Origin of the sequence: Halomonas koreensis (assembly GCF_031451675.1) — a bacterium.
Classification (GTDB): Bacteria; Pseudomonadota; Gammaproteobacteria; order Pseudomonadales; family Halomonadaceae; genus Halomonas; species Halomonas koreensis.
This window is the reverse complement of sequence record NZ_JARWAK010000003.1, coordinates 21,986-47,027: the sequence shown is the minus strand read 5'-3', so window position 1 is coordinate 47,027 and position 25,042 is coordinate 21,986. Positions and strand designations below refer to the sequence as shown.

The 25,042-nt window shown below is 71.6% G+C and carries 25 protein-coding genes; 7 read left to right on the top strand and 18 right to left on the bottom strand.

Annotation, left to right across the window (positions count from 1 at the left end; all coding sequences use genetic code 11):
• Positions 1 to 4: 4 nt before the first annotated feature.
• From QC818_RS04500 to QC818_RS04485, 4 genes are all read right to left on the bottom strand, one after another.
• On the bottom strand, positions 5 to 1,324 hold the full coding sequence (locus QC818_RS04500; protein WP_309651655.1) for an MFS transporter: 1,320 nt from the start codon (positions 1,322 to 1,324) through the stop codon (positions 5 to 7).
• A 36-nt stretch (positions 1,325 to 1,360) separates the two neighbouring features.
• Positions 1,361 to 2,587: a TauD/TfdA family dioxygenase gene (locus tag QC818_RS04495; RefSeq protein ID WP_309651654.1), complete on the bottom strand. Its 1,227-nt coding sequence runs from the start codon at positions 2,585 to 2,587 to the stop codon at positions 1,361 to 1,363.
• Positions 2,588 to 2,703: 116 nt separating this feature from the next.
• On the bottom strand, positions 2,704 to 3,081 hold the full coding sequence (locus QC818_RS04490) for a Rieske (2Fe-2S) protein (RefSeq protein WP_309651653.1): 378 nt from the start codon (positions 3,079 to 3,081) through the stop codon (positions 2,704 to 2,706).
• A gap of 83 nt (positions 3,082 to 3,164) precedes the next feature.
• The gene (locus tag QC818_RS04485; protein WP_309651652.1) at positions 3,165 to 4,118 is read right to left on the bottom strand and encodes a GlxA family transcriptional regulator; all 954 of its coding nucleotides are present in this window, start codon (positions 4,116 to 4,118) and stop codon (positions 3,165 to 3,167) included.
• Between the two features lie 173 nt (positions 4,119 to 4,291).
• Here QC818_RS04485 and QC818_RS04480 point away from each other — a divergent pair, with 173 nt between their 5' ends.
• A complete protein-coding gene (locus QC818_RS04480) occupies positions 4,292 to 5,233 on the top strand; it encodes an ABC transporter substrate-binding protein (protein ID WP_309651651.1) in 942 nt (313 codons plus the stop codon).
• Between the two features lie 66 nt (positions 5,234 to 5,299).
• A complete protein-coding gene (locus tag QC818_RS04475; protein ID WP_309651650.1) occupies positions 5,300 to 6,262 on the top strand; it encodes a GlxA family transcriptional regulator in 963 nt (320 codons plus the stop codon).
• Positions 6,263 to 6,282: 20 nt separating this feature from the next.
• Here QC818_RS04475 and QC818_RS04470 read toward each other — a convergent pair whose 3' ends face one another.
• Positions 6,283 to 6,957 (bottom strand): Fe2+-dependent dioxygenase, encoded by a 675-nt coding sequence (locus tag QC818_RS04470; RefSeq protein ID WP_309651649.1) that lies wholly within the window; start codon positions 6,955 to 6,957, stop codon positions 6,283 to 6,285.
• A gap of 93 nt (positions 6,958 to 7,050) precedes the next feature.
• Positions 7,051 to 7,767 carry a hypothetical protein gene (locus tag QC818_RS04465; protein ID WP_309651648.1) on the bottom strand — a complete coding sequence of 239 codons (717 nt, stop codon included), beginning with the start codon at positions 7,765 to 7,767 and terminating at the stop codon, positions 7,051 to 7,053.
• Between QC818_RS04465 and QC818_RS04460 the strand changes: the two genes are divergently transcribed.
• Entirely contained in the window at positions 7,753 to 8,346 is a 594-nt protein-coding gene (locus QC818_RS04460) for a hypothetical protein (protein ID WP_309651647.1), read from the top strand. The two genes, QC818_RS04465 and QC818_RS04460, sit on opposite strands and share 15 nt — an antisense overlap.
• Positions 8,347 to 8,432: 86 nt before the next feature.
• Here the strand turns inward: QC818_RS04460 and QC818_RS04455 are convergent, their stop codons facing one another.
• From QC818_RS04455 to argF, 7 genes are all read right to left on the bottom strand, one after another.
• Positions 8,433 to 9,251, bottom strand: coding sequence for an alpha/beta hydrolase fold domain-containing protein (locus QC818_RS04455; protein WP_309651646.1), 819 nt, complete (start codon positions 9,249 to 9,251; stop codon positions 8,433 to 8,435).
• Entirely contained in the window at positions 9,248 to 10,852 is a 1,605-nt protein-coding gene (locus tag QC818_RS04450; RefSeq protein ID WP_309651645.1) for a BCCT family transporter, read from the bottom strand. The genes QC818_RS04455 and QC818_RS04450 overlap by 4 nt, the downstream gene beginning before the upstream one ends.
• Before the next feature lie 179 nt (positions 10,853 to 11,031).
• On the bottom strand, positions 11,032 to 11,490 hold the full coding sequence (locus QC818_RS04445) for a thioesterase family protein (RefSeq protein ID WP_309651644.1): 459 nt from the start codon (positions 11,488 to 11,490) through the stop codon (positions 11,032 to 11,034).
• Positions 11,490 to 12,446: an L-carnitine dehydrogenase gene (locus QC818_RS04440; RefSeq protein ID WP_309651643.1), complete on the bottom strand. Its 957-nt coding sequence runs from the start codon at positions 12,444 to 12,446 to the stop codon at positions 11,490 to 11,492. The genes QC818_RS04445 and QC818_RS04440 overlap by 1 nt, the downstream gene beginning before the upstream one ends.
• The gene (locus QC818_RS04435; RefSeq protein ID WP_309651642.1) at positions 12,443 to 13,351 is read right to left on the bottom strand and encodes a beta-keto acid cleavage family enzyme; all 909 of its coding nucleotides are present in this window, start codon (positions 13,349 to 13,351) and stop codon (positions 12,443 to 12,445) included. The genes QC818_RS04440 and QC818_RS04435 overlap by 4 nt, the downstream gene beginning before the upstream one ends.
• A gap of 287 nt (positions 13,352 to 13,638) precedes the next feature.
• Positions 13,639 to 13,935, bottom strand: coding sequence for a hypothetical protein (locus tag QC818_RS04430; protein ID WP_309651641.1), 297 nt, complete (start codon positions 13,933 to 13,935; stop codon positions 13,639 to 13,641).
• Between the two features lie 220 nt (positions 13,936 to 14,155).
• A complete protein-coding gene (gene argF / locus QC818_RS04425) occupies positions 14,156 to 15,076 on the bottom strand; it encodes an ornithine carbamoyltransferase (protein ID WP_309651640.1) in 921 nt (306 codons plus the stop codon).
• A 155-nt stretch (positions 15,077 to 15,231) separates the two neighbouring features.
• Between argF and QC818_RS04420 the strand changes: the two genes are divergently transcribed.
• Positions 15,232 to 15,576 (top strand): Grx4 family monothiol glutaredoxin, encoded by a 345-nt coding sequence (locus QC818_RS04420; RefSeq protein ID WP_309651639.1) that lies wholly within the window; start codon positions 15,232 to 15,234, stop codon positions 15,574 to 15,576.
• Between the two features lie 147 nt (positions 15,577 to 15,723).
• Here the strand turns inward: QC818_RS04420 and rnt are convergent, their stop codons facing one another.
• Entirely contained in the window at positions 15,724 to 16,392 is a 669-nt protein-coding gene (gene rnt, locus QC818_RS04415; protein ID WP_309651638.1) for a ribonuclease T, read from the bottom strand.
• 145 nt (positions 16,393 to 16,537) lie between these two features.
• On the opposite strand from rnt, the gene QC818_RS04410 reads away from it, so the two are divergent.
• The 3 genes from QC818_RS04410 to QC818_RS04400 all read left to right on the top strand — a co-directional run bounded on the left by QC818_RS04410 (position 16,538) and on the right by QC818_RS04400 (position 19,526).
• Complete coding sequence (locus QC818_RS04410; protein ID WP_309651637.1) at positions 16,538 to 17,758, top strand: argininosuccinate synthase; 1,221 nt, start codon at positions 16,538 to 16,540, stop codon at positions 17,756 to 17,758.
• Positions 17,759 to 17,927: 169 nt separating this feature from the next.
• A complete protein-coding gene (locus QC818_RS04405; RefSeq protein ID WP_309651636.1) occupies positions 17,928 to 18,230 on the top strand; it encodes an HlyU family transcriptional regulator in 303 nt (100 codons plus the stop codon).
• 168 nt (positions 18,231 to 18,398) lie between these two features.
• Positions 18,399 to 19,526, top strand: coding sequence for a DUF294 nucleotidyltransferase-like domain-containing protein (locus QC818_RS04400; protein ID WP_309651635.1), 1,128 nt, complete (start codon positions 18,399 to 18,401; stop codon positions 19,524 to 19,526).
• Positions 19,527 to 19,683: 157 nt separating this feature from the next.
• On the opposite strand, the gene QC818_RS04395 is transcribed toward QC818_RS04400, so the two are convergent.
• The 4 genes from QC818_RS04395 to QC818_RS04380 are packed head-to-tail and all read right to left on the bottom strand — an operon-like array spanning position 19,684 to position 25,031.
• Positions 19,684 to 22,407: a sensor histidine kinase gene (locus QC818_RS04395; RefSeq protein ID WP_309651634.1), complete on the bottom strand. Its 2,724-nt coding sequence runs from the start codon at positions 22,405 to 22,407 to the stop codon at positions 19,684 to 19,686.
• A 4-nt stretch (positions 22,408 to 22,411) separates the two neighbouring features.
• Positions 22,412 to 22,597, bottom strand: a complete 186-nt coding sequence (locus QC818_RS04390; RefSeq protein WP_309651633.1) for a hypothetical protein — start codon at positions 22,595 to 22,597, stop codon at positions 22,412 to 22,414.
• A complete protein-coding gene (locus QC818_RS04385; RefSeq protein ID WP_309651632.1) occupies positions 22,594 to 24,660 on the bottom strand; it encodes a 3'-5' exonuclease in 2,067 nt (688 codons plus the stop codon). The genes QC818_RS04390 and QC818_RS04385 overlap by 4 nt, the downstream gene beginning before the upstream one ends.
• A complete protein-coding gene (locus QC818_RS04380) occupies positions 24,657 to 25,031 on the bottom strand; it encodes a response regulator transcription factor (RefSeq protein ID WP_309651631.1) in 375 nt (124 codons plus the stop codon). The genes QC818_RS04385 and QC818_RS04380 overlap by 4 nt, the downstream gene beginning before the upstream one ends.
• Positions 25,032 to 25,042 lie beyond the last annotated feature (11 nt).

Below are 25,042 nucleotides of genomic sequence, written 5' to 3'. Positions count from 1 at the left end.
GCGATCAGCGCTCCGGGGGCGTCGCCTCGCCGGCCTCCGCCAGGCCGAGTTCCAGTTGGGCGGGCTCGCTGGCCGCTTCCTCGACCCAGGTGGCGCCGAGCGGGGCGGTGCCGGCCGGCACCGCGACGTAGTGGCCGTGTTCCTCGGCGTCGGCGGCCGGGCGCCGGAGCAGGCAGTAGCCGCCGAAGGCGACCAGGGCGGCATGGATCAGCGCCAGGTCCCAGAGGAAGCCGGCGGGGCCGACGGCGTCCATCAGCAGCCCGGTGGTCAGCGGGCCGAGGATGGCGCCGACGCCCAGGGCCAGCACCAGGCTGCTGCTCGCCGCCACGGTCTGCGCCGGGGTGAGGACGTCGTTGGCGCAGGCCAGCAGCAGCGAATACAGGGTCAGGGTGGTGCCGCCGAGCAGCACGCCCAGCAGGGTCAGGGCCAGGACGTTGCTGCGGTCGAGGGCCAGCCCGGCCAGCGACAGGGCCGTGGCCAGGGCGGCCACCGCCACGATCACCAGGCGCCGGTCGGTGCGGTCGGAGAGCTTGCCCAGCGGCCACTGCAGCAGGGCGCCGCCGAGGATGAAGGCGCCCATGAAGGCGGCGACCTGCTCCACCGCCAGGCCGCTGCCGGTGGCGAAGACCGCGCCCATGCCGAAGACGCTGCCGTTGGCGATGCCGGTCAGCAGGCAGCCCAGGGTGCCCAGCGGGGCCAGGCGGTACAGGCGCCTCAGGCTCATCGCCTCAGGCGTGCCGGTGTCCGGCTGGGGGGTGTAGCTGAGCAGGATCGGCACCAGCGCCAGCGACATCAGGATCGAGACCAGCAGGAAGAGCGTCACTCCGCCGGGATCGGCGGCGTTGAGCAGCAGCTGGCCGCCGCCCATGCCCAGGTAGCTGATCACCATGTAGAAGGCCAGCAGCCGGCCGCGCAGGCGATTGCCCGCATGGCCGTTGAGCCAGCTTTCGGTGACCACGTAGAGGCCGGCATAGGCGAAGCCGGTGACCAGGCGCATGGCCGCCCAGACCCAGGGGTCGATGAACAGCACGTGGACCAGGATCGCCACCGAGGTGATCGAGGCCAGGGCGGCGAATACCCGCACGTGGCCGACCTGGCGCAGCTGGCGCGGCGCCAGGGTGGAGCCGGCCAGGAAGCCGACGAAGTAGGCCGACATCACCAGGCCGGTGACGGTGTTGCCGAAGGCCTCCTCGGCGGCGCGCACGCCGAGCAGGCTGCCCTGCAGGCCGTTGCCCAGCATCAGCAGGCCGACGCCGAGCAGCAGGGCCCAGAGGCTCCAGGCCGCGGACAGGGTGCTGGGGGAACTCCGGGCATCGGCGCGCATGGCGGTTCTCCGGCGGGGATGGGATGCGGCGTCGGCTCAGGCCTCCTCGGTGAGGCGGCGGCGCCGGCGCGCCCGCTGGATCATCCGATAGCGCGAGCGCACCTCGTCGCGCTCCATGTAGCAGCCCTGCAGCCAGCGGTGGCCGCTGGCGCCCTCGAAGGCGTCGCGGGCATGCAGCAGGCGGCGGTTGTCGAAGATCACCAGGTCGCCGGGCCGGTAGGTGAAGCGCACCGCGAAGGCCGGGTCGCGCAGCAGCCGCTGCAGGACCATCAGCGCCTCATAGGCCGGTTCCACGTCCTCGAAGGCGGTCTGCAGCGGGCCGCGCAGGAAGTCGGCGATGCGCACCTCGAGCAGCTCGCCGCGGGCATCGAGGCGGATCATCGGCTCGTACCAGACGTAGTCGGTGGTCTTGGCGGTGTTGGCGTAGCACCAGCGCACCCGGGTCAGGGTCGCCCAGGCCTCCGGGTGGCGGTCGCGCAGCGCCTCGGCCACGGCGAAGCCGTCGAGCATCACCGCCTGGCCGCCCTGCACGCTGTTCTCCAGGCAGTGCAGCATCTGCAGGCCGGGATGGTACTCGCGGGTCGGTAGGTCCACGTGGGGCGGCAGGGCGATGGAGGTGTAGGCGTTGGAGTCCGGGTCGGGCTTGGCCTTGACGTCGAACAGCTGGCCGAAGTTGGTCGGCCGCACCGGGCCGATGCGCCGGGCGATGGCCTCCAGGGAGCCGGGCTCGGTGGGCAGGCCCCGCAGCCGCACCAGGCCCTTGCCGAGCACGCTTTCCAGCGCCGGGGCGAGGATCGCCTCCTCGGCCTCGCCGCCGGGGGCGGTGTCGAGCAGCCCCGTGGCGTCGAGGGTGTCGGGGGCGGCCTCGGGGCCGCCCTGCCAGGTGGAGACCGCCACCAGCGGCGCCTCGGGGTCGGCGGTGTTGTCGTAGTCGTGGGCGCGCAGCCAGCCGGGGTGGAAGCGCAGGCGGCGATCCTCGGGGGCGAAGTCCACGCACAGCGCGCCGGCGGCGTCGATCTCGGCGCCGTCGATCTCCGGCCAGGCGGGCAGGGTGGAGAGATCCAGGATGCGCTCCCGGGTGGCCGGGTTGACGGTGGTGTCGTCGGCGGCGTTCTCGCGCAGCCAGACGCCGTGGTAGCGGCTGACCCGGCCGTCGCTCCAGCGCACCGTGACCAGGCGCGGCGTGAAGGAGACGGCGTCGAGCTCGGCGTCGATCGGCCAGGCGTCGTAGTCGGGTGTCGGCGGCAGGGCGGTGTCGGTCATCGGGCATCTCCTGAGCGTCGGGATAACGCGGCTCAGGATGCCAGCGACGGGGGCCCGGCTCGCGACAGGATTCGACGCCGACCATGCACGATTCGACAGTCGGGCCTGCCGGCGCGTCAGTCGCCGATCACCAGCCAGCCCTGATCATCGAGGTGCAGGGGGACCGGGTCCAGGGCGCAGCCGAGCCCCAGGCCGTCGACGCCCTCGCCGGTGCGGGCCGAGAAGGCGGCGTCGTGGTTGGTACAGCGCAGCCGCTCGCCGTCCTCACTCAGCACCCGTCGGCCGCGCTGGTCCAGGGGCAGGTACTGGTGGGGGCAGGCGTTGACGTAGGCCCTGATCGTGCCGTCGTCGAGACGCACCACCAGCAGCGGAAAGCCGCCGCGCTCGCCCTCCAGGGTCAGGCCGAGGTGGCCGCGCTCGGGCAGGGCGTCGACCTCGACCACGCGCGTGCCGGGGGCGGGGGCGCTGCGATACTGTTGCCAGGCCTGGGACATGAGCCAGCTCCATGTTGTCGGGATATTTGGTTTCAGATGAAACCAGTGGCCGGCGAGGCTGTCAACGCGGTCGTCGCGGGGGCTCAGCGTCGCCGGCGCCACTCGCTGGGGGGCGCGCCGCAGCGTCGGCGGAAGGCACGGGTAAAGCTGGACGCCGAGGCGAAGCCGCAGGCCAGGGCGATGTCCATCACGCTGTGGCGGGTCTCGCTCAGCAGCCGCTGGGCATGATCCAGGCGTCGGTCCAGGTAGGCCCGCTGGGGCGAGATGCCCAGGTGGCGGGCGAACAGGCGGTCCAGGCGTCGCCAGGTGAGATCGAGTTCGGCGGCGAGCTCGGCGATGCCCAGCGGCGACTCCAGGTTGGCCTCCATCAGCGCGATGGCCCGCTGCAGGAGGGGATCCGGCGGACCGGCGGGATCCCGCTGGCGGCTGGCCGGGCGACGCCCCTGATCGTGGACCAGCTGGTCGCGCACGCGCTCGGCCAGGTCGCGGCCGTGGCGACGGCGGATCAGGTCGAGGCTCATGTCGATGGCCGCGCTGCCCCCGGCGCAGGAGAAGCCCTCGGGCGTCACCTCGTAGATCGACTCCACGGCGTCGACCCGCGGGAAGCGCTCGCGAAACGCCGGCAAACACTCCCAGTGCAGGGTCACCGTGCGGTCGTCGAGCAGGCCCGCCTCGGCCAGCGCGTAGCAGCCGGTGTCCATGCCGCCGAGCACGCAGCCGGCGGCGGCCCGCTCGCGCAGCCAGGCGATCAGGGCCGGGTCGATGGCGGCCTCGGGATCGAAGCTGGCGCACACCGCCAGGCTGGGGGCCGCCGGCGCCGCCTCCATGGCGCAGTCCGCGGTCAGCGCCATGCCGTTGGAGGCCTCGACCGGCCGGCCGTCGCGACTGATGACGTCCCAGCGGAACAGGCGCTCCTCGCTGATGCGATTGGCGATGCGCAGCGGCTCGATGGCCGAGAAGAAGGCCACCATGGCGAAGCGCGGCAGCAGCAGGAAGCCGATCCGCTCCGGAGCGGGGACGGTGGGATGGAGTCTCATGGGCCTCGGGTCGGCGGCGGCGAGGGGATTCGGCCACCGATTGTAGGGGCTGCCCCGGGCGTTGCAATGCCCGCCGGCATGTCGCTTCGTGGCGACTCGATGTCGCCTTTCGCCGCGTTCCCCGCGCGCCCCGCGTCAGAATGGGGGCATCATCATCGAACGAGGAGACATCCATGCCCCATCCGCGTCCGTCACGCCCCTTCTTCGCCGCCGCCGCGCTCTCCCTCGCCGGCCTGGTCAGCGTCCAGGCCCAGGCCGAGATCGAGGAAGTGCGCTTCGGCGTGCCGCCCTGGCCCGGCGTGACCGTCAAGTCCGAGGTGGCCGCCCAGCTGCTCGAGGCCATGGGCTACGAGACCCGCCAGACCAACCTGGCGGTCAGCGTCATCCTCAACGGCGTCGCCGAGGGCGACCTGGACGTCTACCTGGGCGGCTGGTATCCGGTCCAGACCGACATGGTCGAGCCGCTGGTGGCCGACGGCCAGGTGGTCAAGGCCGCGGCCAACATCCAGGGCGCGACCTCGGGCCTGGTGGTGCCGCGCTACGTCTTCGAGGCCGGCATCACCTCGGTGGCCGACCTCGACGCCCACCGGGACCGCTTCGACGGCACCATCCAGGGCATCGAGGCCGGCACCGGCATCAATACCGCCATCGGCGAGGCGATCGACGGCGACCTGGCCGGCCTCGGCGACTGGCAGCTGCGCGAGAGCTCCACGGCGGCGATGCTGGCGCAGGCCGAGCAGAAGATGCGCGACGGCGAGTGGGTCACCTTCGTCGGCTGGGAGCCGCACTGGATGAACGTCAGCTTCGATCTCGTCTACCTGGAGGACGCCGAGGAGGCGGGGATCGCCGATATCGAGAGCACCGTCTGGACGGTGGTGCCGGCGAGCCTGGAGGACGAGGATCCGGACCTCTACCGCTTCATGACCCAGTATGTGGTCGACACCGCCGACCAGAACGACTGGGTCCACGGCTACAGCTACGAGGAGCGCCCCGCCGAGGAGGTCGCCGGCGAGTGGATCGGCGATCACCTGGACACCGTCGCCACCTGGCTGGAAGGCGTCGAGGCCCGGGACGGCCGGCCCGCCATGGAGGCTGTGAAGGCCCGCTTCGACTGATCCTGCCTTGCCGAACCCGGACGGGCCGGTCATCATGGCCGGCCCGCTCTCGTCTCCGCCTGCGCCATGCGTCTCGACTATTCCGGTCCCACCCCCGAGCCGGTGGGGTTCCTGCTACTGCCGCGCTTCTCGATGATGGCCTTCTTCTCGGCCGTGGAGCCGCTGCGCATCGCCAATCGCATCAGCGGGCGCCCGCTGTTCGAGTGGTCCCTGATCAGCGAGGACGGGGGGCCGGTCACCGCCTCGAACGGCATGACGCTGCTCGCCGACCAGGCCATCGACGAGGTGCACCAGCTGCCGTCCCTGGCGGTGTGCAGCGGGTTCGATCCCGAACGTCACCTGAGCCGGGCGCTGATGCGCTGGCTGCACCGGCTCGACGGGGGCGGCTGCGTGCTGGGTGGGCTGGACACCGGCTGTTTCCTGCTCGCCGCGGCGGGGCTGCTCGATGGCGAGCGGGTCACCCTGCACTGGGAGAGCCTGCCGGCGTTTCGCGAGCGCTTCCCGGCCATCGCTACCTCCGACGAACTCTTCGAGCTGGGCCGGCGGCGCTTCTCCTGCGCCGGCGGGGCGGCGGCCATGGACATGGCGCTGGACGTCATCGCCCGCCGCCATGGCCAGCGGCTGGCCATCGATGTCTCCGAGCAGCTGGTGCACGACCGCATGCGCACCCGGCACGACCAGCAGCGCATGACCCTGGCTCGGCGCCTGGGTACCCACAACGCGCGGCTGGTGGACGCCGTGGACCTGATGGAGCGTCACCTGGAAGCGCCGCTGCCGCTGGCCGAGGTGGCCAGGCGCAGCGGGGTGTCGCTGCGCCATCTGCAGCGGCTGTTCGAGCAGGAGCTGGGGCGCTCGCCCCGGGACTGGTACCTGGCCCTGCGCCTGGAGCGGGCGCGCCACCTGCTGGAGGAGACCGACCTGGACATCCTGGCGGTGGGGCTGGCCTGCGGCTTCGCTTCCAGCTCCAGCTTCGCCCGCGCCTTCCGCGGCCACTACGGCGAATCCCCGCGCCAGGTGCGGCGCGGCTGAGGCGCCCCGCCGGCGACGTTCTATACCTCGGCCCACATCCGCAGCAGATTCGCCAGGCTCTTCGACATCATGTCGAAGGTGCGGGTCTTGCCGTTGGCCTCGAATTCCTGGCGACGGGTGGTATCCAGGTCGAACAGGATCTCGCGCTGCTGGGGATCGCGGACCTGGCTCTGGGCCCAGCCCACCGCCGCCAGGCGCTCGCCGCGGGTCACCGGCTCGACCCGGTGCAGGGTGGAGGAGGGGTAGAGGATCAGGGCGCCGGCCGGCAGCTTGTAGGTCTGCTCCCCGGCGGTGGAGTCCACCAGCAGCTCGCCGCCGTCGTAGTGGTCCGGGTCGTTGAGGAAGAGGGTGAAGGACAGGTCGGTGCGCATCGGCCCCTGGGGCGTGGCCATCACCGCATCGTCGACATGGTTGCCGTAGGTCATGCCTTCCTGATAGCGGCTGAACATCAGCGGTTTCATGCGCCGTGGCCGCGCCGCCATCTGGAACAGCGGGTTGGACTGAAGCGCCTTGGCGACCTCCTGGCGCAGCTCGGCGATTTCCGGCTCGCGGCCGTCGGCCTGCTGGTTCTGCTTGACCGTGCGGGCATGCCAGCCGGCCGTCTCCCGGCCGTCCCGGAAGGCGGTGTCGGCGAGGGTGGTCCGGATGCGGGTCAGCAGTTCGTGGGAGATGGCCTGGTCGATGCAGAGGATCACGGGCGGCGCTCCAGTCGGAAGGATGTGGGCGTTGATTATAAACAACTGTGAATCGTTTGCATTGGCCTTTCCCGATGGGCACTCTATATTGTCTCATCGAAACCGGCCGTCATGGCCGTGCACCCTGGCAAACGCAATCATAAGGAAGCCTGCATGTCCAATAACATTCGCACCAAGCTCTGGGTCGGCGTCGGCACCAGCGTCCTGATGGGCACTAGTGCCGCCAGCTGGGCCGAGGTCGATGCCTCCGCCGATTACACCCAGGGTCCCGATACCCTGATGCTCGCCCATGCCGACCATGGCGGCGAAGGTGGTGAAGGCGGCGAGGCCGGCCACCACCACGACGGCGGCGAAGGTGGCGAAGGTGGCGAAGGCGGCGAGGCCGGCCACCACCACGACGGCGGCGAAGGCGGTGAAGGTGGCGAAGGTGGTGAAGGCGGCGAGGCCGGCCACCACCACGACGGCGGCGAAGGCGGTGAAGGTGGCGAAGGTGGCGAAGGCGGCGAGGCCGGCCACCACCACGACGGTGGCGAAGGTGGCGAAGGTGGCGAAGGCGGCGAAGGCGGCGAAGGCAGCGCCTCCTCCGACCCCTATGCGGTCTTTGCCTACCTGAACGCCTCCGCCGGCGGCGAAGGCGGTGAAGGTGGTGAAGGCGGCGAAGGCGGCGAAGGCGGTGAAGGCGGTGAAGGCGGTGAAGGCGGCGAAGGCGGCGAAGGCGGCGAAGGCGGTGAAGGCGGCGAAGCCGGTCACGCCATCGATGCCAGCAACCCCGGCGTCTACACCGCCAACCTGGCCATGATGCAGGGCCATCTGGCCGTCGCCCGGGAACTCTACCGGGCCGGCGAGGAGACCGCCGCCCAGCCGCACTTCGGCCACCCCATCCACGAGCACTACGAGGCCCTGGAGTCCGCCTTCGAGGCGCGGGGCGTCGAGGCCTTCGAGGGAACCCTGGAGGCCCTGGTCGATGCCACCCGCGAGGGCGGCGAGTGGAGCCGTCACGCCGACGCCTACGAGGACGTCCAGGAGGCCATCGAGGCGGCCATGCAGGGCGTCGATGGCGAGCTGCGCAACGACGTGACCTTCCAGAGCCGGGTCCAGCTGGCCCTGCTGCGCCAGGCCATGCATGAGTACGAGGAAGCGGTGAAGGACGGCGACTTCGTCAACGTCGTCGAGTACCAGGACAGCCGTGGCTTCGTGCTGGTCGCCAAGTCCGTGCTCGAGCAGCATGCCGACCTGTATGCCGACGGCAGCTATGGCGAGCTGCTGGCGGCCTACGAGGATGCCCTGAAGGCCTGGCCGTCCGCCGTGGCGCCGGCCTCCCCGGTGATGACGCCCGGCGAGGTGTCCGCCAGCATGTTCAAGCTGGAAGCGGAACTCGGCGAGTACTAAGCCCAGGCGACCCTGGTCGGGGAGCCAAGGCTCCCTGAAAGAAGGCCCGATCCGGCAGTGCCGGGTCGGGCCTTGTCGTATGGGGGTCACATCAGCCGACGGGCCAGGGCGGTACAGAAGTCGTCCCAGGCCTCGCCCATGGCGGGCAGGGCGGCGTGGGCGTGCAGGGCGCCGTGCCAGAGCCCGGGGGCGCGGCGGTACCCGACCTCGGCGCCGGCGGCGCGCCAGGCCGACACGGCCGCTTCCAGCGGCGCGGTGAGGGGGTCGTGCTCCACCGCCAGCACCTCCAGGAACGCCCCGGGCGGCCGGTCGGGATCGCCCTCGGGCATGTCGTCGGCGACCGCCTGCCAGAGGGCGAGGATATCGGCCCGGGAGAGCAGGGGCGCGTCGGGGCCCAGGGTCGCCGGGGTCGGTCGGCCCACCGGGGGATAGATCAGCCCCAGCGGGCCTTGCCAGCCGCCGCCGGCGGCGGCGTCCATCACCAGTCGGCCGCCGGCGCTGTCGCCCACCGCGGCCATCGGTGCCAGGGTCTCGATCGTGATACGGCAGTCCGCCAGGGCATCCGCGTAGCTCGCCTCCGGGGCCAGGCGATAGTCGACGCTGACCACCTCGCGGCGCAGGCGGGCCGCGAGGCTCGCCGCGATGCCCTGGTGGCTGCGCACCGAGCCCAGGGACCAGCCGCCGCCGTGGACGTACACCACGGCCCCCGGCGAGGCGTCGGCGGGGCGGAAGCGGCGCACGGGCACGCCCGCCACTCGGCCGTCGACGATGGCCAGGTCGCCCGGCAGCGGGGGCGCGAAACGCCCGCAGAGGCGATCGTAACGGCGACGGGCCGCCCCTGGGGGCAGCCCGTCCAGCTTGCGCAGGCCCTGCGCGAAGGCGTGGCGAAAGGCCTCGGGAGTCATCGCTCGAGGGCCGTCCGGGCCCGGCGCGACTCGCGCAGCAGCGAGACCAGTACCCCGGCGGTCATGATCAGGATGACCCCGCTCAGCGGCAGGGCGGCGGCGATCAGCGCCGTCTGCAGCGCCTTGAGGCCGCCGGCCACCAGCAGCACCGCGGCCACCAGGCCGATCACCACGCCCCAGAAGATCCGGAAGGCCTGGGGCGGATGGTCGTTGCCCAGGGACAGGATGGTGGTCAGCACCAGGGTGCCGGAGTCCGAGGAGGTGACGAACCAGCTCATCAGCAGGAACACCATCATCGCCGACAGCAGCCAGCCGAGGGTGCCGGTGCCGGCGATGCCGTCGGCGCTGGCGAACAGCGCGGCGGGCAGGTCCCAGGCGTTGACCAGCTCGACGATGCCGGCGCTGCCCGGCCCATTCGGCGCGGTCAGCTCCTGGTGCAGGGCGTTGCCGCCGAAGATCACCAGCCACACGAAGATGATCAGGGTCGGCACCAGCAGCACGCCGAGCACGAACTCGCGCAGGGTGCGGCCGCGGGAGATGCGGGCGATGAACAGCCCCACGAAGGGCGCCCAGGCCAGCCACCAGCCCCAGTAGAAGATGGTCCAGGCCTGCTGCCAGGCCGCCGGCCCCGGCTCGTCGGCGTACCATAGCCCCATGGGAATGAAGTTGGCGGCATAGTCGACCAGGGTCTCGCCGAAGGCGCCGATCAGCCACAGGGTCGGGCCGCCGATCAGGAAGGCGCCGACCACCAGCACCGAGACCCAGATATTGAGCTCGGAGATGATCTTGATGCCCTTCTGCACGCCGGAGACCACCGACAGGATGGAGACGGCGGAGATCACCGCGATCAGCGTCAGCTGGGTCGTCAGGCCGTCGCTGAGACCGACCAGGCGTTCCAGGCCCACGGCCATCTGGCTGACCCCCAGGCCCAGCGAGGTGGCGACGCCGAACACGCAGCCGAGCACGCCGAGGATGTCCACCGCATGGCCGATGGGCCCGTAGATGCGCTCGCCGATGAAGGGGTACAGGGACGAGCGCAGGGCCAGCGGCAGCCCCTTGCGGTAGGCGAAGTAGGCCAGCGACATGCCGACGATCACGTAGATCGCCCAGCCGTGCAGGCCCCAGTGGAAGACCGAGACGCGCAGGGCGTCGATGGCTCGCTCGTGGCCCACGGCCACGGCGCCGGCCATGTCGGCGTGGGGGTTGTTGGGGTAGCCGAAGGCGCCGCCGTTATCCAGGTAGAAGACCGGCTCGGCGACCCCGAAGAACAGGATGCCGATGCCGATGCCGGCGGAGAACAGCATCGAGAACCAGGCGAAGTTGCTGAACTCGGGGCGGCTGTCGTCGGCGCCGAGACGGATGCGTCCGTAGCGGCTGACCACGATGAAGGCGCAGACCGCCATCAGCAGCATCACGGTGATCAGGTAGTAGCCGCTGAAGGTGCTCTCGATCCAGCCGCGGGCGGTGCCGAACACGCTGCCGGCCACATCGGAGCCGAGCCCGGTGAACAGCACGAAGGCCAGCACCAGGCAGGCCGAGGTGATGGTCATGCCGCGGTGCATGCCCTGGAAGGGCCCGTCCTGGGCCAGCTCGGTCACCATGTAGTCCGTGGTCGTCTTGACGGGGGCGCGCGCATCGCGCTCAGGGGGCGTGGGGGGCGTTGGGGTAGCGATAAGCCGTCTCCTCTTTGGGCCGGGCCTCGGGCCGGCGATCCCGTTGCCCGCCCGGCCGCGGCCGGGCGGGATAGCGTGGCAAGGCGATGTGGCGACGTGGTGCGCCGTCAGCGCTTGGCGGGCAGGCCGATGCGGCGGCCGGCGAGCTCCGGCCAGTCGTCGCCGGCGGCGGGCAGCGCCTCGACGGCCGCGGCCACCGTCTCCGGGAAGGGCGCTGGCCGGCCGGCGTCGCTGTCGATGCCCATCAGCATCTGCTCGCTGGTGGCCAGCAGGGTGCCTTCGGCGTCGCGCATCGCGAAGAAGACGTGCAGGCGCTTGGCGTCCCGGTCCAGCACCGTCACCTCGACGGCCAGCGACTGGCCCTCGTGGGCCTCGCGGCGGTAGCAGAGGTGGGTCTCCAGGGTGTAGAGGGTGTAGCCATGGCGATCCCGCCCGGCCGCGTCGAGGCCGATGGTGTCCATCAGCGCCTCCACGCCCAGGGAGAACACCCGGGCGTACTCGGCGTCGTTCAGGTGGCCGTTGTAGTCGACCCACTCGGGGATCACCCGGGTCTCGAGCAGTGCCATCAGATGCGTCCCTCCAGGCCTTCGGCCTCGGGCCAGTATTTCTGCACCAGGTCGAGCAGCTCGACCAGGAAGGCGTCGCGGCGGCGGTCCAGTTCGGCCACCGGGCGGTCGGCCGCCTGGAACTCGCAGCCCTCGACCACCTTGTCGATCAGCTCGTCGGTGAGCTCCGGGGCCTCGAGCTTGGTCCACGGCAGCTTCAGCGCCGGGCCGAACTGCTCGAGCATGTGGCGCATGCCCTGCTCGCCGCCGGCCAGGTGGAAGGTCAGGAAGGTGCCCATCAGCGACCAGCGCAGCCCGCAGCCGTAGACCACCGCCGCATCCACCTCCTCGGTGGTGGCGACGCCGTCGTTGACCAGGTGCAGGGCCTCGCGCCACAGCGCCTCCATCAGCCGGTCGGCGATGTGCCCCTCGATCTCGCGGCGCACCACCAGCGGGCGCATGGCCAGCGCCTGGTAGAGGTCGCGGGCGGTGTCCAGTTCGGCGGGCACCGTGGCCTCGCCGCCCACCAGTTCCACCAGCGGCAGCAGGTAGACCGGGTTGAAGGGGTGGGCGACGATCACCCGGCCGGGCGCCTTCGCGCAATCCCGTTGCAGATCGCTGGGCTTGAAGCCCGAGGTGGAGGAGCCGATGATCGCGCCCGGCGCGGCGGCGGCGTCGAGGGCGGCGAGGATCTCGCGCTTGAGCTCCAGGCGCTCGGGCACGTTCTCCTGGATCAGGTCGGCGCCCGCCACGGCGGCCTCGAGGCTGTCGACGAAGGTCAGCCGCGCGGGGTCGGCCCCCTCGGCGAGGCCGAGCTTCTCGAGCGACGGCCAGGCGTTGTCGACGAAGGCGCGGGTGCGGGCCTCGGCGCCCTCGGCCGGGTCGAAGGCCACCACGTCCCAGCCGCGGGCCAGGGCCCGGGCGATCCAGCCGTTGCCGATGACGCCGGTGCCGATGACGGAGAGTTGACGGCTCATGCCTCACCTCCCGCGATCCGGCCGGTGTGCGGATCGCGCAGCGACAGGTGCGCGCGCGTCTCGGCCGGGGTCATGACGCGACCGCCGAGGTTCTCGATGATGGTCCCGGCCTTCTCGACCAGGCCGCCGTTGGTGGCCATCACGCCCTTCTTGAGATAGAGGTTGTCCTCCAGGCCGACCCGGGCATGGCCGCCGAGCAGCATCGCCTGGGCGACCATGGGCATCTGGTGGCGACCGATGCCGAAGGCCGCCCAGTTGGCGTTCTCGGGCAGCTTGTTGCGCATCGCCAGCATGGTCTCGGGGTCGGCCTCGGCGCCCCAGGGGATGCCCAGGCACAGCTGGAACAGCGGGTCGCCGTCGAGCAGGCCTTCCTGCTGCAGCTGGCGGGCGAACCAGACATGGCCCAGGTCGAAGCACTCGAGCTCGGGCTTGACCCCGGCGGCCTGCACCAGGCGGGCATGCTCGCGCAGCCAGTCGGCGGTGTTGACGTAGACCATGTCGCCGAAGTTGAGGCTGCCGCAGTCCAGGGTGCACAGCTCGGGCAGCAGCTCGCCCACCGGCTCATGGCGCTGGGCCGGGGTCTGGATATCGGTGCCCGGACCGCCGCGGGTCGGGTCCTCGGCGTCGGGCACCCAGTCGCCGCCGCCGCCGGCGGTGATGTTCATGACGATGTCGGCATCGGCCTCGCGGACGCGCTCCATCACCTCGCGGAAGTGGTCGACGGAGTGGCTGATGCCGCCGGTCTCGGGGTCGCGGACGTGGATGTGCGCGACGCTGGCGCCGGCGCGGGCGGCCTCGATGCAGTTGTCGGCGATCTGCTTGGGCGTCACCGGGACGTTGGGGTTCTTGTCGGCGGTGTCGCCGGCGCCGGTGACGGCGCAGGTGAGAATGACGTTGCGGTTCATGGGGACCTCCTTGCGAAACCTGCAGGGAGTGTCCGTCATGTCGGCGGCGTCGAATGTGCTGGAGGCGACACGAAGTTGACACGAGTCGCCGAGCCGGAGGCACTGGCGCCTATCTCCCTACGATGATCGCCGTAGGACGGGCCAGCGAGCTCGTGAGCGCATCAGGCGAGGCTACGAGCCACGACCGTGGTGGAGGCGCTGGCGCTTATCTACCCTAGGACCACCTCGCACCTCGCACCTCGCACCTCGCACCTCGCACCTCGCACCTCGCACCTCGCACCTCGCCCCTAGGCGATGTCGGCGGCCCCTTCGCCGAACATCTCGAACAGCAGCTCGCGGCCCAGGTCGGTGAGCACGAAGCGGCACTGGGTGTTGTAGGTGGCGGCCTCGCTGCGCTCCAGGGTGCGTTGGTGGGATGCCCAGTCGCGCTCCGCCTCGGCGAGCCGGCGCAGGGCGCGAGCGTCCAGGCCGCGGTGGGGGCTGGAGACGGTTTCCAGGACATGGCCCTGGCGATAGAGCAGGGCGGCCATGTTGCACAGGCACTGGCGCAGGCTGCGCCGGGCGATGGCATCGGCGGCGGTCATGCCTTCCTCGGGGTGGCGAATGTTGCAGCGCATTATACCGGGGCAGGCGGTTTCGACCAAGGTCGTAGTCTGGCGATGCGGCTGTCGTGGGTCGGCAGCAGGACGGGGCGGGCCCGCTAAGGCGTCGGCCGGGGCTGGCGCGAGCGGGAGGAAGGGCGTGGCAGAAACCGTGACGCCCCGGCAGGGCCGGGGCGTCGGGGGCTCGGGCGGCGGGTGTCGATCAGCTCTCGACGCGGCCCAGCATCAGGAACTCGATCAGCGCCTTCTGGGCGTGCAGGCGGTTGCCGGCCTCCTGCCAGACCACGGCGCGGGGGTCGTCGAGCAGGGTCTCGCTGATCTCCTCGCCGCGGTGGGCCGGCAGGCAGTGCAGGAAGAGCACGTCGCCGGCGGCGCGATCGAGCATCGCCTCGCTGACCTGGAAGCCGGCGAAGTCGGCCTCGCGCCGGGCCTGCTCCTCTTCCTGGCCCATGGAGGCCCAGACGTCGGTGGTCACCAGGTCGGCGCCCTCCACGGCGGCCATGGGGTCGCGATGCAGGGTCACGCGGTCGCCGGCGGCGTCGAGGATATCCTGGCGGGGCTCGTAGCCCTCGGGGCACACCACGCGCAGCTGGAAGTCGAACTGGCGGGCGGCGTTGATCCAGGAATGGCACATGTTGTTGCCGTCGCCGATCCACACCGCGGTGCGGCCGCGCACGCTGCCGCGCAGCTCGGTCCAGGTCATGACGTCGGCGAGCAGCTGGCAGGGGTGGTAGTCGTCGGTGAGGGCGTTGATCACCGGCACCTCGCTGGCGGCGGCGAATTCCTCCAGGCCCGCGTGGGAGAAGGTGCGGATCATCACCGCGTCGACCATCTCCGCGAGCACCCGCGCCGTGTCGCCGATCGGCTCGCCGCGGCCCAGTTGGGTGTCGCGGGGCGAGAGGAACAGCGCATGGCCGCCGAACTGGGCCATGGCGGTCTCGAAGGACACCCGGGTGCGCGTCGACGACTTCTCGAAGATCATCGCCAGGGTGCGGTTGGCGAACGGCGTGTAGGTGGGGCCGTGCGTCTTCAGGCCGTTCTTGATCGAGATGCCGCGCTGGATCAGGTAGCGCAGTTCTTCCGGACTCAGGTCGAGCAGGGTCAGGAAATGGCGGGTGGCCATGGCGTCACTCCACGGGAAAAACGTCCATCCTAGCCAGGCCCCGGGGGATGCGCAATGCGCCCGGCATCCGTACAATGGCGTCATCGACAAGGCCGACAAGCGCGCTCGGGTATTGCCCTCGGCGCTTGTGCCATCACGATCCAGAGGGAGTGCAGATGAGTACCACCGTCGAGAACATCCAGCGCCAGATCAGCGAGAACCCCATCCTGATCTACATGAAGGGCACCCCCCAGCTGCCCCAGTGCGGCTTCTCCGCCCAGACCGTCCAGGCCCTGATGGCCTGCGGCGAGCGCTTCGCCTTCGTCAACGTCCTGGACAACCCGGACATCCGCGCCGAGCTGCCCAAGGTGGCCAACTGGCCGACCTTCCCGCAGCTGTGGGTCGAGGGCGAGCTGGTCGGTGGCTGCGACATCGTCGTTGAGATGTATCAGAACGGCGAGCTGGAGCCGCTGATCAAGGAAACCGCCGCCAAGCACAAGGACGACGAGTCCGAAGCTTGAAGAGCGGCGCTTCGCGCCTGGAAGCTTGAAGCTGGAAGAAAAACACCCCCGCAGCCATGCTGCGGGGGTGTTTTCATGTGGGGTGCCTTAGCATGTTGCCGCGCCTCGCGCCTCGCGCCTCGCGCCTCGCGCCTCGCGCCTCGCGCCTCATGCCTCCTCGTCCATCCCCTGCTCGCGGATCGCCAGGTCCCAGCCGCCCAGGTCCTTGTAGCGGTTGACCATGGCGCAGAACAGCTCGGCGGTGCGCTCGGTGTCGTAGCGGGCGGAGTGGGCCGAGCTGTTGTCGAACTCGATGCCCGCCGCCCGGCAGGCGCGGGCCAGCACGGTCTGGCCGTAGACCAGGCCGGCCAGCGACGCCGTGTCGAAGCTCGAGAAGGGGTGGAAGGGGTTGCGCTTGATGCCGCAGCGCTCCACGGCGGCGTTGAGGAAGCCGTGATCGAAGGCGGCGTTGTGGCCGACCAGCACCGCCCGGGTGCAGCCGTTGGCCTTGATGGCCTTGCGCACCGGCCGGAACACCTCGCCCAGCGCCTCGGCCTCGCTGACCGCCACCTGCTGGCGCAGCGGGTCGTCCAGGCGGATGCCGGTGAAGTCCAGGGCCGACTGCTCGACGTTGGCCCCCTCGAAGGGGGTGACATGGCAGGCATGGGTGGCATCGGGCATCAGGTTGCCCTCGGGGTCCATGGTCAGGGTCACGGCGGCGATCTCCAGGATCGCGTCGGTCCGGGCATTGAAGCCGCCGGTCTCCAGGTCCACCACCACGGGCAGGAAACTGCGGAAGCGTTGTGCCATGAGTTCGCGGGCGGCCACCTCGCTCATGCACCTCTCCTTGTCGGGGAACGGGTTGTCTCGAAACGCGAGAGTCTAGCAGTTCGGGGGCGATGCGTCCCGTCGCCCGGTATTCGCGCCGGACTCGTCACGCTATACTGACCGCTTTACGTCTTTCACCGAGAGGAGCCCCAGCATGTCCGATGTCAAGAAGGTCGTGCTCGCCTATTCCGGCGGCCTGGACACATCCGTCATCGTCAAGTGGTTGCAGGAGACCTACGACTGCGAAGTGGTGACCTTCACCGCCGACATCGGCCAGGGCGAGGAAGTCGAGCCGGCGCGCGCCAAGGCGGAGGCGCTGGGCGTCAAGGAGATCTACATCGAGGACCTGCGCGAGGAGTTCGCCCGCGACTACGTCTATCCGATGTTCCGCGCCAACACCATCTACGAGGGCGAGTACCTGCTGGGCACCTCCATCGCCCGCCCGCTGATCGCCAAGCGCCTGATCGAGATCGCCAACCAGACCGGCGCCGACGCCATCTCCCACGGCGCCACCGGCAAGGGCAACGACCAGGTGCGCTTCGAGCTGGGCGCCTACGCGCTGAAGCCGGGCGTCAAGGTCATCGCCCCGTGGCGCGAGTGGGACCTCAACTCCCGCGAGAAGCTGATGGCCTACTGCCAGCAGCACGACATCCCGGTGGACTTCACCAGCCAGAAGAAGAAGTCGCCGTACTCCATGGACGCCAACCTGCTGCACATCTCCTACGAGGGCGGCAACCTCGAGGATCCCTGGGTCGAGGCCGAGGAGGACATGTGGCGCTGGAGCGTCTCCCCGGAGGCGGCCCCGGACGAGCCCACCTATGTCGAGCTGACCTACGAGCGCGGCGACATCGTGGCCATCGACGGCGAGCCGATGCGTCCCCACGAGGTGATCTCCCGGCTCAACCAGCTGGGCGGCGACAACGGCATCGGCCGCCTCGACATCGTCGAGAACCGCTACGTGGGCATGAAGTCCCGCGGCTGCTACGAGACGCCGGGGGGGACCATCATGCTGCGCGCCCACCGTGCCATCGAGTCGCTGACCCTGGATCGCGAGGAGGCGCATCTCAAGGATCAGCTGATGCCCAAGTACGCCGAGGTGATCTACAACGGCTACTGGTGGAGCCCGGAGCGTCGCGCCCTGCAGGCCGCCATCGACGAGACCCAGAAGAACGTCTCCGGCGTGGTGCGCATGAAGCTCTACAAGGGCAACGCCACCGTGGCCGGCCGCAAGTCCGACGCCTCGCTGTTCGACGAGTCCATCGCCACCTTCGAGGACGACGCCGGCGCCTACGACCAGAAGGATGCCGAGGGCTTCATCAAGCTCAACGCCCTGCGGCTGCGGATTGCCGCCGGCAAGGGCCGCCAGCAGGATTAAGGAAACGCGGATTTATTGCTGCGCTCGATATCTTGGCCGCCGGCGGTGCTCGGAATCCTCATGTAGCAGGCTACACTGCGGTTCCTGTGCTCCGGCGGCGGCCAACCTCTCTTCGCTCGCGACATAAATCCAACGTTTCCTGGCGTCGTTGTTGATCTGGAGGGTTCCGATGCTGAAGAAACTGTTGTCCGGCCTGTTCGGCCAGGGCGAGACCAAGCCCGCCGAGGCCCCCGAGGGGGAGCCGGTCGCCTACAAGGGCTACCAGATCGTGCCCCAGGCCGAGGACCTGGGCGGCCAGTTCCGCGTCAGCGGCTGGATCCGCAAGCCCGGCGGCGAGGGCGAGGCGATGCGTGAGCACCGCTTCGAACGCTCCGACGTGGTGCCTGGCCGCGAGGCCTGCGATGCCCTGATGGTCAGCAAGGCCGAGCGCTTCATCGACGAGATGGGCGACGCCCTGTTCGACGACCGCTGAGCGCGGCCCGATTCCCTCCCGGACGGCGCCCCACGGGGCGCCGTCCTGGGTCAGGGGCCTGGCATGCGCCGTGCGCCTGCCGGGACATCGCCGGCCGCCTGTCCGGCGTCAATGGCGGCGGGCGACGGGCCTGCTACGCTGGAGGCGATCCCGTCACCGAGGCTGCCGATGCGCCTGCTCCACCGTGCCTCGCCCTGGCGCACCCTGTTCGCCGATGGCGCCGTGCCCGAGCCGGGGCGGCTCCCGGCGCTGCTGTCGCCCCTGGGCGAGGCCCTCGAACGGCTGGGGGCGGCGCCCGACCTGGCCGAACTGCATGCCTGGCAGCCTAGCCTGGTGGACGCCCTGACGCGCCTCGACCTGCCCGCCTGGCGCATCGCCCAGCTGCTCAGCGATCACAATCACGCCCTCTATCGCCGCGCCATCGCGGCCTCGCTGGCCGAGATGCGGGCCCGGGGCTGGGGGAGGCCGCCGGTGGACTTCTGCGTGCTGACCCTGGGCTCGGCGGCCCGCCACGAGAGCCTGCTGGCGCCGGATCAGGACAACGCCATGATCCTGGCCGACTACCCCGATGCCCGTCACACCGAGATCGACGCCTACTTCCAGTCCCTCGGCGAGCGCTTCACCGCGCGGCTGGCCGCCGCCGGCATTCCGCTGTGCCCGGGCCATGTGATGGCGCGCTGGCCCATGTGGCGCAAGCGGCGCTCGGAATGGGACGCCCAGCTGGCCATCTGGACCGCCGAGCGGCGGGTCAAGCGGGTTCAGCAGGCCAATATCCTGCTCGACTTTCATCCGGTGCATGGCGACGCGACGCTCGCGGATGCGCTCGCCGACAGCGTGGCCCGGCACCTGCCGAGGGCCGGAGGCTTCCTCGACGAGATGGGCGCGCTGCTGGACGAGACGCCTGTGGCCCTGGATCGCCGGGGTCGGCTGGCCGGCGGCGGGGAGGGGGCGCCTTCCGGGTCGGCGGTGGACCTCAAGCATCGGGGGCTGCTGCCGCTGATCGGCGCCGTGCGACTGCTGGCAGTGCGGCATCGTCTGCGCGCCGCGGCGACTCGCGAACGGCTGTCGGGGCTGGTGGCGGCCCGGGCGCTCGAGGCGGCACGGGCCGAGGAGCTGATCCGCATCCTGGAGCGGCTCCAGGCGTTGCTGCTCGAGGCGCAGCGCGCGGCGCTCGGCCAGGGCCGGGCGCCGGACGGCTGGGTGGGCATCGACGGGTTGGGGGAGGACCGACGGCGGCTGCTGCGCCACGACCTGCGCCGGATCCGCGACCTGGTATGCCACGCCACGAAGCGATGATTCATTGCCCCAAGCAATAAGCGACAAGGAGCGAGCTACGAGGAAACCCTTTGTCGCTTGCCCAGGCGGCACACACTGTCTCGCCCCTCGCCCCTCGCCCCTCGCCCCTCGCCCCTCGCCCCTCGCCCCTCGCCCCTCGCCCCTCGCCCCTCGCCCCTCACTCCGCGGGCGCCTCCGGCAGCTCCATCACCAGGCAGGCGCCGCCCAGGGTCGGGGCGTCCTCCACCCAGAGCCGGCCGCCCAGGTGGGCGACGATGCCCCGGGAGATCGGCAGGCCCAGGCCGCTGCCGCGGGGGCGGCCGCGGATGGCGCCGTCGTCCTGGTGCTGGATCTGGTGGAACTTCTCGAAGACCCGCTCGCGCTCGTCCTCGGCGATGCCGGGGCCGTTGTCCTCCACCGTCAGCCGGAAGCCGCGCTTGTGCCGCGCCAGGGCCAGGCGCACCCGCGGCGCCTGACCGTCGGCGAACTTGCTGGCGTTGTCGAGCAGGTTGATGATCACCTGCTCGAGGCGGTCCGGGTCGCCGATCACCGGCGCGTCGTCGATGTCGATGGCCACCTCCAGGGTCACGCCGCGCGCTTGCTGTACCTGCTCGACCGCCTCCACGCCGTGCCGGGCCAGGGCCGACAGGTCGAGGCGCTCGGGGTGCAGCGTCAGCCGGCCGCTCTCGAGGCGGGCCAGGTCGAGGATCTCCTCGATCAGCCGCGACAGGCGCTGGCTCTCGCGGACCACCACGTCGAGGAAGTGCTCGCGCTTGTCGTCGGGCAGGTCGCGGTTGTCGCGCAGGATCTCGGCGAAGGCGCGGATCGAGGTCAGGGGCGTGCGCAGCTCGTGGCTGACCATGGCCACGAACTCGTCCTTGAGCCGGTCCAGCTCGCGCAGCCGCGCGTTGGCGTCGCGCAGTTCGGCGCCGATGCGCTCCAGCTCCCGGGACTTCTGCTCCAGGCGGCGGTTCATCTCCAGGGTCTCGGAGGTGGTGTCGAGGATGCCGAGGATGGCCTCCAGGTCCAGGGCCTCGCCGCGCACCACCGAGTCGATCAGCACCCGGGCCGAGGCGCTGCCCAGCGCCCCGGCCAGGGCCTGCTCGGCCCGGGCGACCAGTGCCGCCGGCGCGGGCCGGTCGTCGTCGGCGGCGTCCTCGCCGGCGAAGACCCGGGCGCCGGCGGCGGCGCCCAGGTAGCGGTCGAGCAGGGCGCGCAGCTCGCCGCGCGGGGTCTGGCCGGGCCACAGCGTGGCCTGGTCGAGCCGCGGGTGCAGGGCCTGGGTGAACAGCGCCGCCTGGGTCTGCTCCAGCGCCGAGGGGCGGGTGAACAGCGAGACGCCCACCAGCAGGCCGACGTTGACGGCCAGGCTCCACAACAGCGCATGGGTGTAGATGTCCCAGCCTTCCAGGCCGAACAGCGCATAGGGGCGCAGCCAGTCGATGCCGAAGGGGCCCGCGGTCAGCAGGCCCGCGTCGAGCCAGCCCGACTGGGCGAAGCCAGGGATCAGCAGGGTCCAGGCCCAGACCGCGAAGCCGCCCAGCAGGCCCAGCCCGGCGCCCAGCTTGTTGGCGCCCCGCCAGTACAGGCCGATCAGCAGCGCCGGGGCGAACTGGGCGGCGGCGGCGAAGGACACCAGGCCGATGGTGACCAGGCTGTAGGCGTCGCCCACCAGGGCGTGGTAGCCGTAGCCGAGCAGCAGGATGGCCAGGATCGCCAGGCGGCGGATGGCCAGCACCCGGCTGGCCAGGGCCCCCTGGCCGCGGCGCGGCAGGCGCCCGGTGCGCAGCAGCAGCGGCATCACCAGCTGGTTGCTGACCATGGTGGACAGGGCGATGGTCTCGACGATCATCATGCCGGTGGCCGCGGAGAGCCCGCCGAGGAACACCAGCACCGGCAGGCCCTCCGCGCCGGCGGCCAGCGGCAGGGTCAGCACGAAACTGTCCGGGTCGCCGCCGGCCTCCCCCAGCAGCCCGGCCAGGGCGATGGGCATCACGAACAGGTTGATCGCCAGCAGGTAGAGCGGGAACAGCCAGGTGGCGCGCCGCAGGTGGCGCTCGTCGACGTTCTCCACCACCAGCACCTGGAACTGCCGGGGCAGGGTGAGGAAGGCCAGGAAGGCCAGCAACAGGGTGCCCACCCAGCCCAGGGCGCCGCCGGGCACGGCGGAAAGGCTCAGCAGCTCGGCCAGCCCCGGCGTCTCGCCGACCCGGGCGAACAGTTCTCCCGGCCCCCGGTAGAGCACGAAGACGGTGAATACCCCCACCGCCAGGAAGGCGGCGAGCTTGACCAGCGACTCGAAGGCGATGGCCGCCACCATGCCCTCGTGGCGCTCGCTGGCGTCCAGGTGGCGGGTGCCGAAGAGGATGATGAACACCGCCAGCACCAGGGCCACCCAGAACGACTTGTCGGCCCAGAAGGGGGCGGCCTCCCGCCCCTCGCCGGCGCCCGGGGGGTAGTCCACCAGCACGGCGTGGCTCAGGGTGATGGCCTTGAGCTGCAGGGCGATGTAGGGGGTGATGCCGATCAGCGCGATCAGCGCCACCACGGCGCCGAGGCCGGCGCTCTTGCCGTAGCGGGCGCTGATGAAGTCGGCGATCGAGGTGATGCGCTGGGCGGCGGCGATGCGCACCATCTTGCGGATCACCAGGGGCGCCATGAGCATGGCCAGGGTCGGCCCCAGGTAGATCAGCAGGAAGCTGGGCCCGGTCTCGGCGGCGCGCCCCACGCTGCCGTAGAAGGTCCAGGCGGTGCAGTAGACGGCGATCGACAGGGCGTAGATGGTGGGCGAGCCGATGATCGAGCGGCCCTGCTCGGCGCGGCGGTCGCCCCAGGCGGCGATCACGAACAGCAGCGCCAGGTAGCCGAAGGCGATGGCCAGTATCGTCAGCTCGCCGCGCATGCCCTCACTCCCCGCGACCGCCTTCCGCCAGCCAGGCCGCCAGCGCGATCACCGCGGCCCAGGCCAGGAAGACGTAGAGCGGCAGGGCCAGCCCCGCGCGCTCGGCCACCAGCAGCAGCGGCGGCGTGAACAGGGCCGTGGCCAGCACGATCAGCGCGATCAGGCGCTCCTTGCGGCGGGGGGAGATCATGAGGCGCTGGCGTCCTCCCGGTCGAAGGCGCTGGCCTGCAGGGCCAGCAGGTCGTCCAGGGTGTCGATGCCCCGCGCCTCGAGGCGCGGCAGCAGCGACAGCCACAGCTCGGCGGTGACCCGGGCGTCGCCCAGGGCGGTGTGGCGGCTGCCCGGCGGGAAGTGCAGTCCGTAGCGCTCGGCCAGGGAATCCAGGTCATGGCCGTCCAGGCTAGGGTCCAGGGCCCGGGAGAGCAGCAGGGTATCGAGCACCGGCATGTCGAAGCGCGCCTCGCTGCCCGGCGGCTGGATGGCCAGCAGGTCGAAGGCGGCGTTGTGGGCGAGGATGACGGCGTCGCCGATATAGTCGCGGAAGCGCGGCAGGGCCACCGCGGGGGGCGGCGCGCCGGCCACGTCGTCGTCGGTGAGGCCGTGGATGGCGGTGCTCGCCGGGGGGATCGGCCGGCCCGGATCGACGCGCAGGTCGAAGGTCTCGCTGGCCAGCAGCCGGGCGTTGACGATCCGGCAGGCGCCGATGCTGATCACCCGGTCCCCCGCGCGCAGCTCCAGCCCGGTGGTCTCGGTGTCGAAGGCGACGATCTCCAGCGCCCGCAGGGGGCGGGCGGCGAGCTCGGCGTCCGGCGGCGGCAGCTCGGCGATGCCGAAGTCGTGGAACTCGGGCCGCGGCGCGGTGCGCGGCGGCGGCGCGCCGACCCGCTCCAGGGCCGGCAGCGGCAGGCGCAGCCGGGCATGCTCGCCGTCCGCGTCGGCCAGGCTCCAGGCGTCGCTGGCGTGCTGGCGCAGCACCTCGCCCAGGGTCGGGGACAGCGGCAGCCCCTCGAGCCGCTCGCCCCGCCAGGCGCGCAGGCGCTCCTCGCCGAGGGCGGCGCCGCGCCAGCGCAGGTCCAGGTAGACCCGCCGGTTGCCGAGGCAGACCTCGGCGTCGAAATGCGCACGGCCGGTGTGCTCGGCGAGGTGGCCCAGCAGCGCCTGCAGGACCTCCAGCAGGGCGGGGGCGTCGGCCTTCAGCCAGGCGGGCATGCCCACCGGCGTGATCTCGGGGCCGCCGTCGGCGAGCCGCTCGCCCAGCGCGGCCCAGAGGTCGTTGGACCACAGCGGCGCCAGGCGCTCGGCCTGGCGCTGCAGGGCCTCCACCGTCTCGCCGAGGCGCTCCAGTCGCTCGGCCAGCGCGCGGCCCTCCTCGTCGATGACGCCTTCGAGGCGGCGATGCAGCTCCCCGGCCCCTTCCCCGGGCAGGTGGCTCAGGGCATCGGCGGCGCTGGTCAGGCCGGCGCCGTGTCGGCGCAGGGCCGGCAGCAGCTCGGCCAGGGCGCCGCCGGTGGCCAGCTCGCCGCGCCAGGCGGCGGTGGCGTCCACCAGGGTGAGCAGGGTCTCGCCCTCGCTGCCGGGAATGCGGCGCAGGGTCGTGCGCAGCCAGCGCTCGCCGCAGGGCACCAGCAGTTCCCGGGGGCTGCCGTCCTCGGGCAGCCGGTCGAGGGTCTCGGTCAGGCTGGCGGTGGGTAGCAGCGCCTCCAGCCGCTTGCCCAGCCCCAGCCCGGGGGCGTCCTCGAACAGCGTCTCGGCGGCGGGGTTGAAGAGCAGCAGGCGGCGGTGGCGGTCGCAGAGCAGCAGGGGGGTGTCCAGCACCTGCAGCAGGGCCTCCAGTTCCTGGCGGATGCGCGCCGCGCTGCGCGCGCCCTCGGCCCGGGCGCTGGCCAGGCGGCTGCGGTCGTCGCGCCAGGCCTCGCGGATGCGGGCCAGGTCCGGGCCCAGGGCACGCAGCCAGCCCTCGGGGGGATAGTCGTCCCGGGCGTCGGGGTTGGCCACCAGCCGGGCCAGCTGTACCTGGAGGTGGCGCAGCGGCGTGAACAGCTGGCGCTCGAGCAGCAGCCCGACCAGGAAGATGGTGCCGCCGCCGGAGAAGCTGCCCAGCCACAGGGCCCAGCGGGCCAGTCCCTGGGGCTGGATCAGACCGTCCAGCCAGAGGGCGAAGAGGGCCCCGCCCAGCAGGCTGATGCCGCTCAGCAGCAGCCACAGGCCGATCAGCGTCTGGCGGCGGGGCGGGCCGGGGCGGCGGCGCCTCATGACGCGTCCTCGCCGAGCAGGGCCTTGACCGTGTCCACCAGCGCCTGGGTCGAGAAGGGCTTGGTGACGTAGTCGTCGGCGCCCAGCGCCAGGCCCTTCTCGCGCTCCACCTCGCGGCCGTGGGCGGTGAGCATGACGATCGGCAGCCGCGACCGCTCGGGATCGGCGCGCAGCCGCTCCAGGACGTCGAAGCCGCCGATGCCGGGCAGGCTGATGTCGAGCAGCACCAGGTCGGGGGCCTGGTCGGCGACCCGGGCCAGCGCCGTCTCGCCGTCCTCGGCGGTGATCACCTCGAAGCCGGCCTGCTGCATCAGGAACTCCAGTGACAGGACGATATTGGGCTCGTCGTCCACCACCAGCACCTTGGCCATGGCGCTCTCCT

Bases quoted from the DNA above. Each gene is read 5' to 3' on its own strand.
- QC818_RS04420 (WP_309651639.1), top strand. From the start codon at position 15,232: ATGAGTACCACCGTCGAGAACATCCAGCGCCAGATCAGCGAGAACCCC.
- QC818_RS04380 (WP_309651631.1), bottom strand. From the start codon at position 25,031: ATGGCCAAGGTGCTGGTGGTGGACGACGAGCCCAATATCGTCCTGTCA.
- QC818_RS04485 (WP_309651652.1), bottom strand. From the start codon at position 4,118: ATGAGACTCCATCCCACCGTCCCCGCTCCGGAGCGGATCGGCTTCCTG.
- QC818_RS04480 (WP_309651651.1), top strand. From the start codon at position 4,292: ATGCCCCATCCGCGTCCGTCACGCCCCTTCTTCGCCGCCGCCGCGCTC.
- QC818_RS04410 (WP_309651637.1), top strand. From the start codon at position 16,538: ATGTCCGATGTCAAGAAGGTCGTGCTCGCCTATTCCGGCGGCCTGGAC.
- argF (WP_309651640.1), bottom strand. From the start codon at position 15,076: ATGGCCACCCGCCATTTCCTGACCCTGCTCGACCTGAGTCCGGAAGAA.
- QC818_RS04400 (WP_309651635.1), top strand. From the start codon at position 18,399: ATGCGCCTGCTCCACCGTGCCTCGCCCTGGCGCACCCTGTTCGCCGAT.
- QC818_RS04430 (WP_309651641.1), bottom strand. From the start codon at position 13,935: ATGACCGCCGCCGATGCCATCGCCCGGCGCAGCCTGCGCCAGTGCCTG.
- QC818_RS04395 (WP_309651634.1), bottom strand. From the start codon at position 22,407: ATGCGCGGCGAGCTGACGATACTGGCCATCGCCTTCGGCTACCTGGCG.
- QC818_RS04455 (WP_309651646.1), bottom strand. From the start codon at position 9,251: ATGACTCCCGAGGCCTTTCGCCACGCCTTCGCGCAGGGCCTGCGCAAG.
- QC818_RS04495 (WP_309651654.1), bottom strand. From the start codon at position 2,587: ATGACCGACACCGCCCTGCCGCCGACACCCGACTACGACGCCTGGCCG.
- QC818_RS04390 (WP_309651633.1), bottom strand. From the start codon at position 22,597: ATGATCTCCCCCCGCCGCAAGGAGCGCCTGATCGCGCTGATCGTGCTG.
- QC818_RS04385 (WP_309651632.1), bottom strand. From the start codon at position 24,660: ATGAGGCGCCGCCGCCCCGGCCCGCCCCGCCGCCAGACGCTGATCGGC.
- QC818_RS04465 (WP_309651648.1), bottom strand. From the start codon at position 7,767: ATGGCCCTGCATCATGGCCAGGTTGGCGGTGTAGACGCCGGGGTTGCT.
- QC818_RS04445 (WP_309651644.1), bottom strand. From the start codon at position 11,490: ATGGCACTGCTCGAGACCCGGGTGATCCCCGAGTGGGTCGACTACAAC.
- rnt (WP_309651638.1), bottom strand. From the start codon at position 16,392: ATGAGCGAGGTGGCCGCCCGCGAACTCATGGCACAACGCTTCCGCAGT.
- QC818_RS04460 (WP_309651647.1), top strand. From the start codon at position 7,753: ATGATGCAGGGCCATCTGGCCGTCGCCCGGGAACTCTACCGGGCCGGC.
- QC818_RS04405 (WP_309651636.1), top strand. From the start codon at position 17,928: ATGCTGAAGAAACTGTTGTCCGGCCTGTTCGGCCAGGGCGAGACCAAG.
- QC818_RS04435 (WP_309651642.1), bottom strand. From the start codon at position 13,351: ATGAACCGCAACGTCATTCTCACCTGCGCCGTCACCGGCGCCGGCGAC.
- QC818_RS04500 (WP_309651655.1), bottom strand. From the start codon at position 1,324: ATGCGCGCCGATGCCCGGAGTTCCCCCAGCACCCTGTCCGCGGCCTGG.
- QC818_RS04490 (WP_309651653.1), bottom strand. From the start codon at position 3,081: ATGTCCCAGGCCTGGCAACAGTATCGCAGCGCCCCCGCCCCCGGCACG.
- QC818_RS04440 (WP_309651643.1), bottom strand. From the start codon at position 12,446: ATGAGCCGTCAACTCTCCGTCATCGGCACCGGCGTCATCGGCAACGGC.
- QC818_RS04475 (WP_309651650.1), top strand. From the start codon at position 5,300: ATGCGTCTCGACTATTCCGGTCCCACCCCCGAGCCGGTGGGGTTCCTG.
- QC818_RS04450 (WP_309651645.1), bottom strand. From the start codon at position 10,852: ATGGTGACCGAGCTGGCCCAGGACGGGCCCTTCCAGGGCATGCACCGC.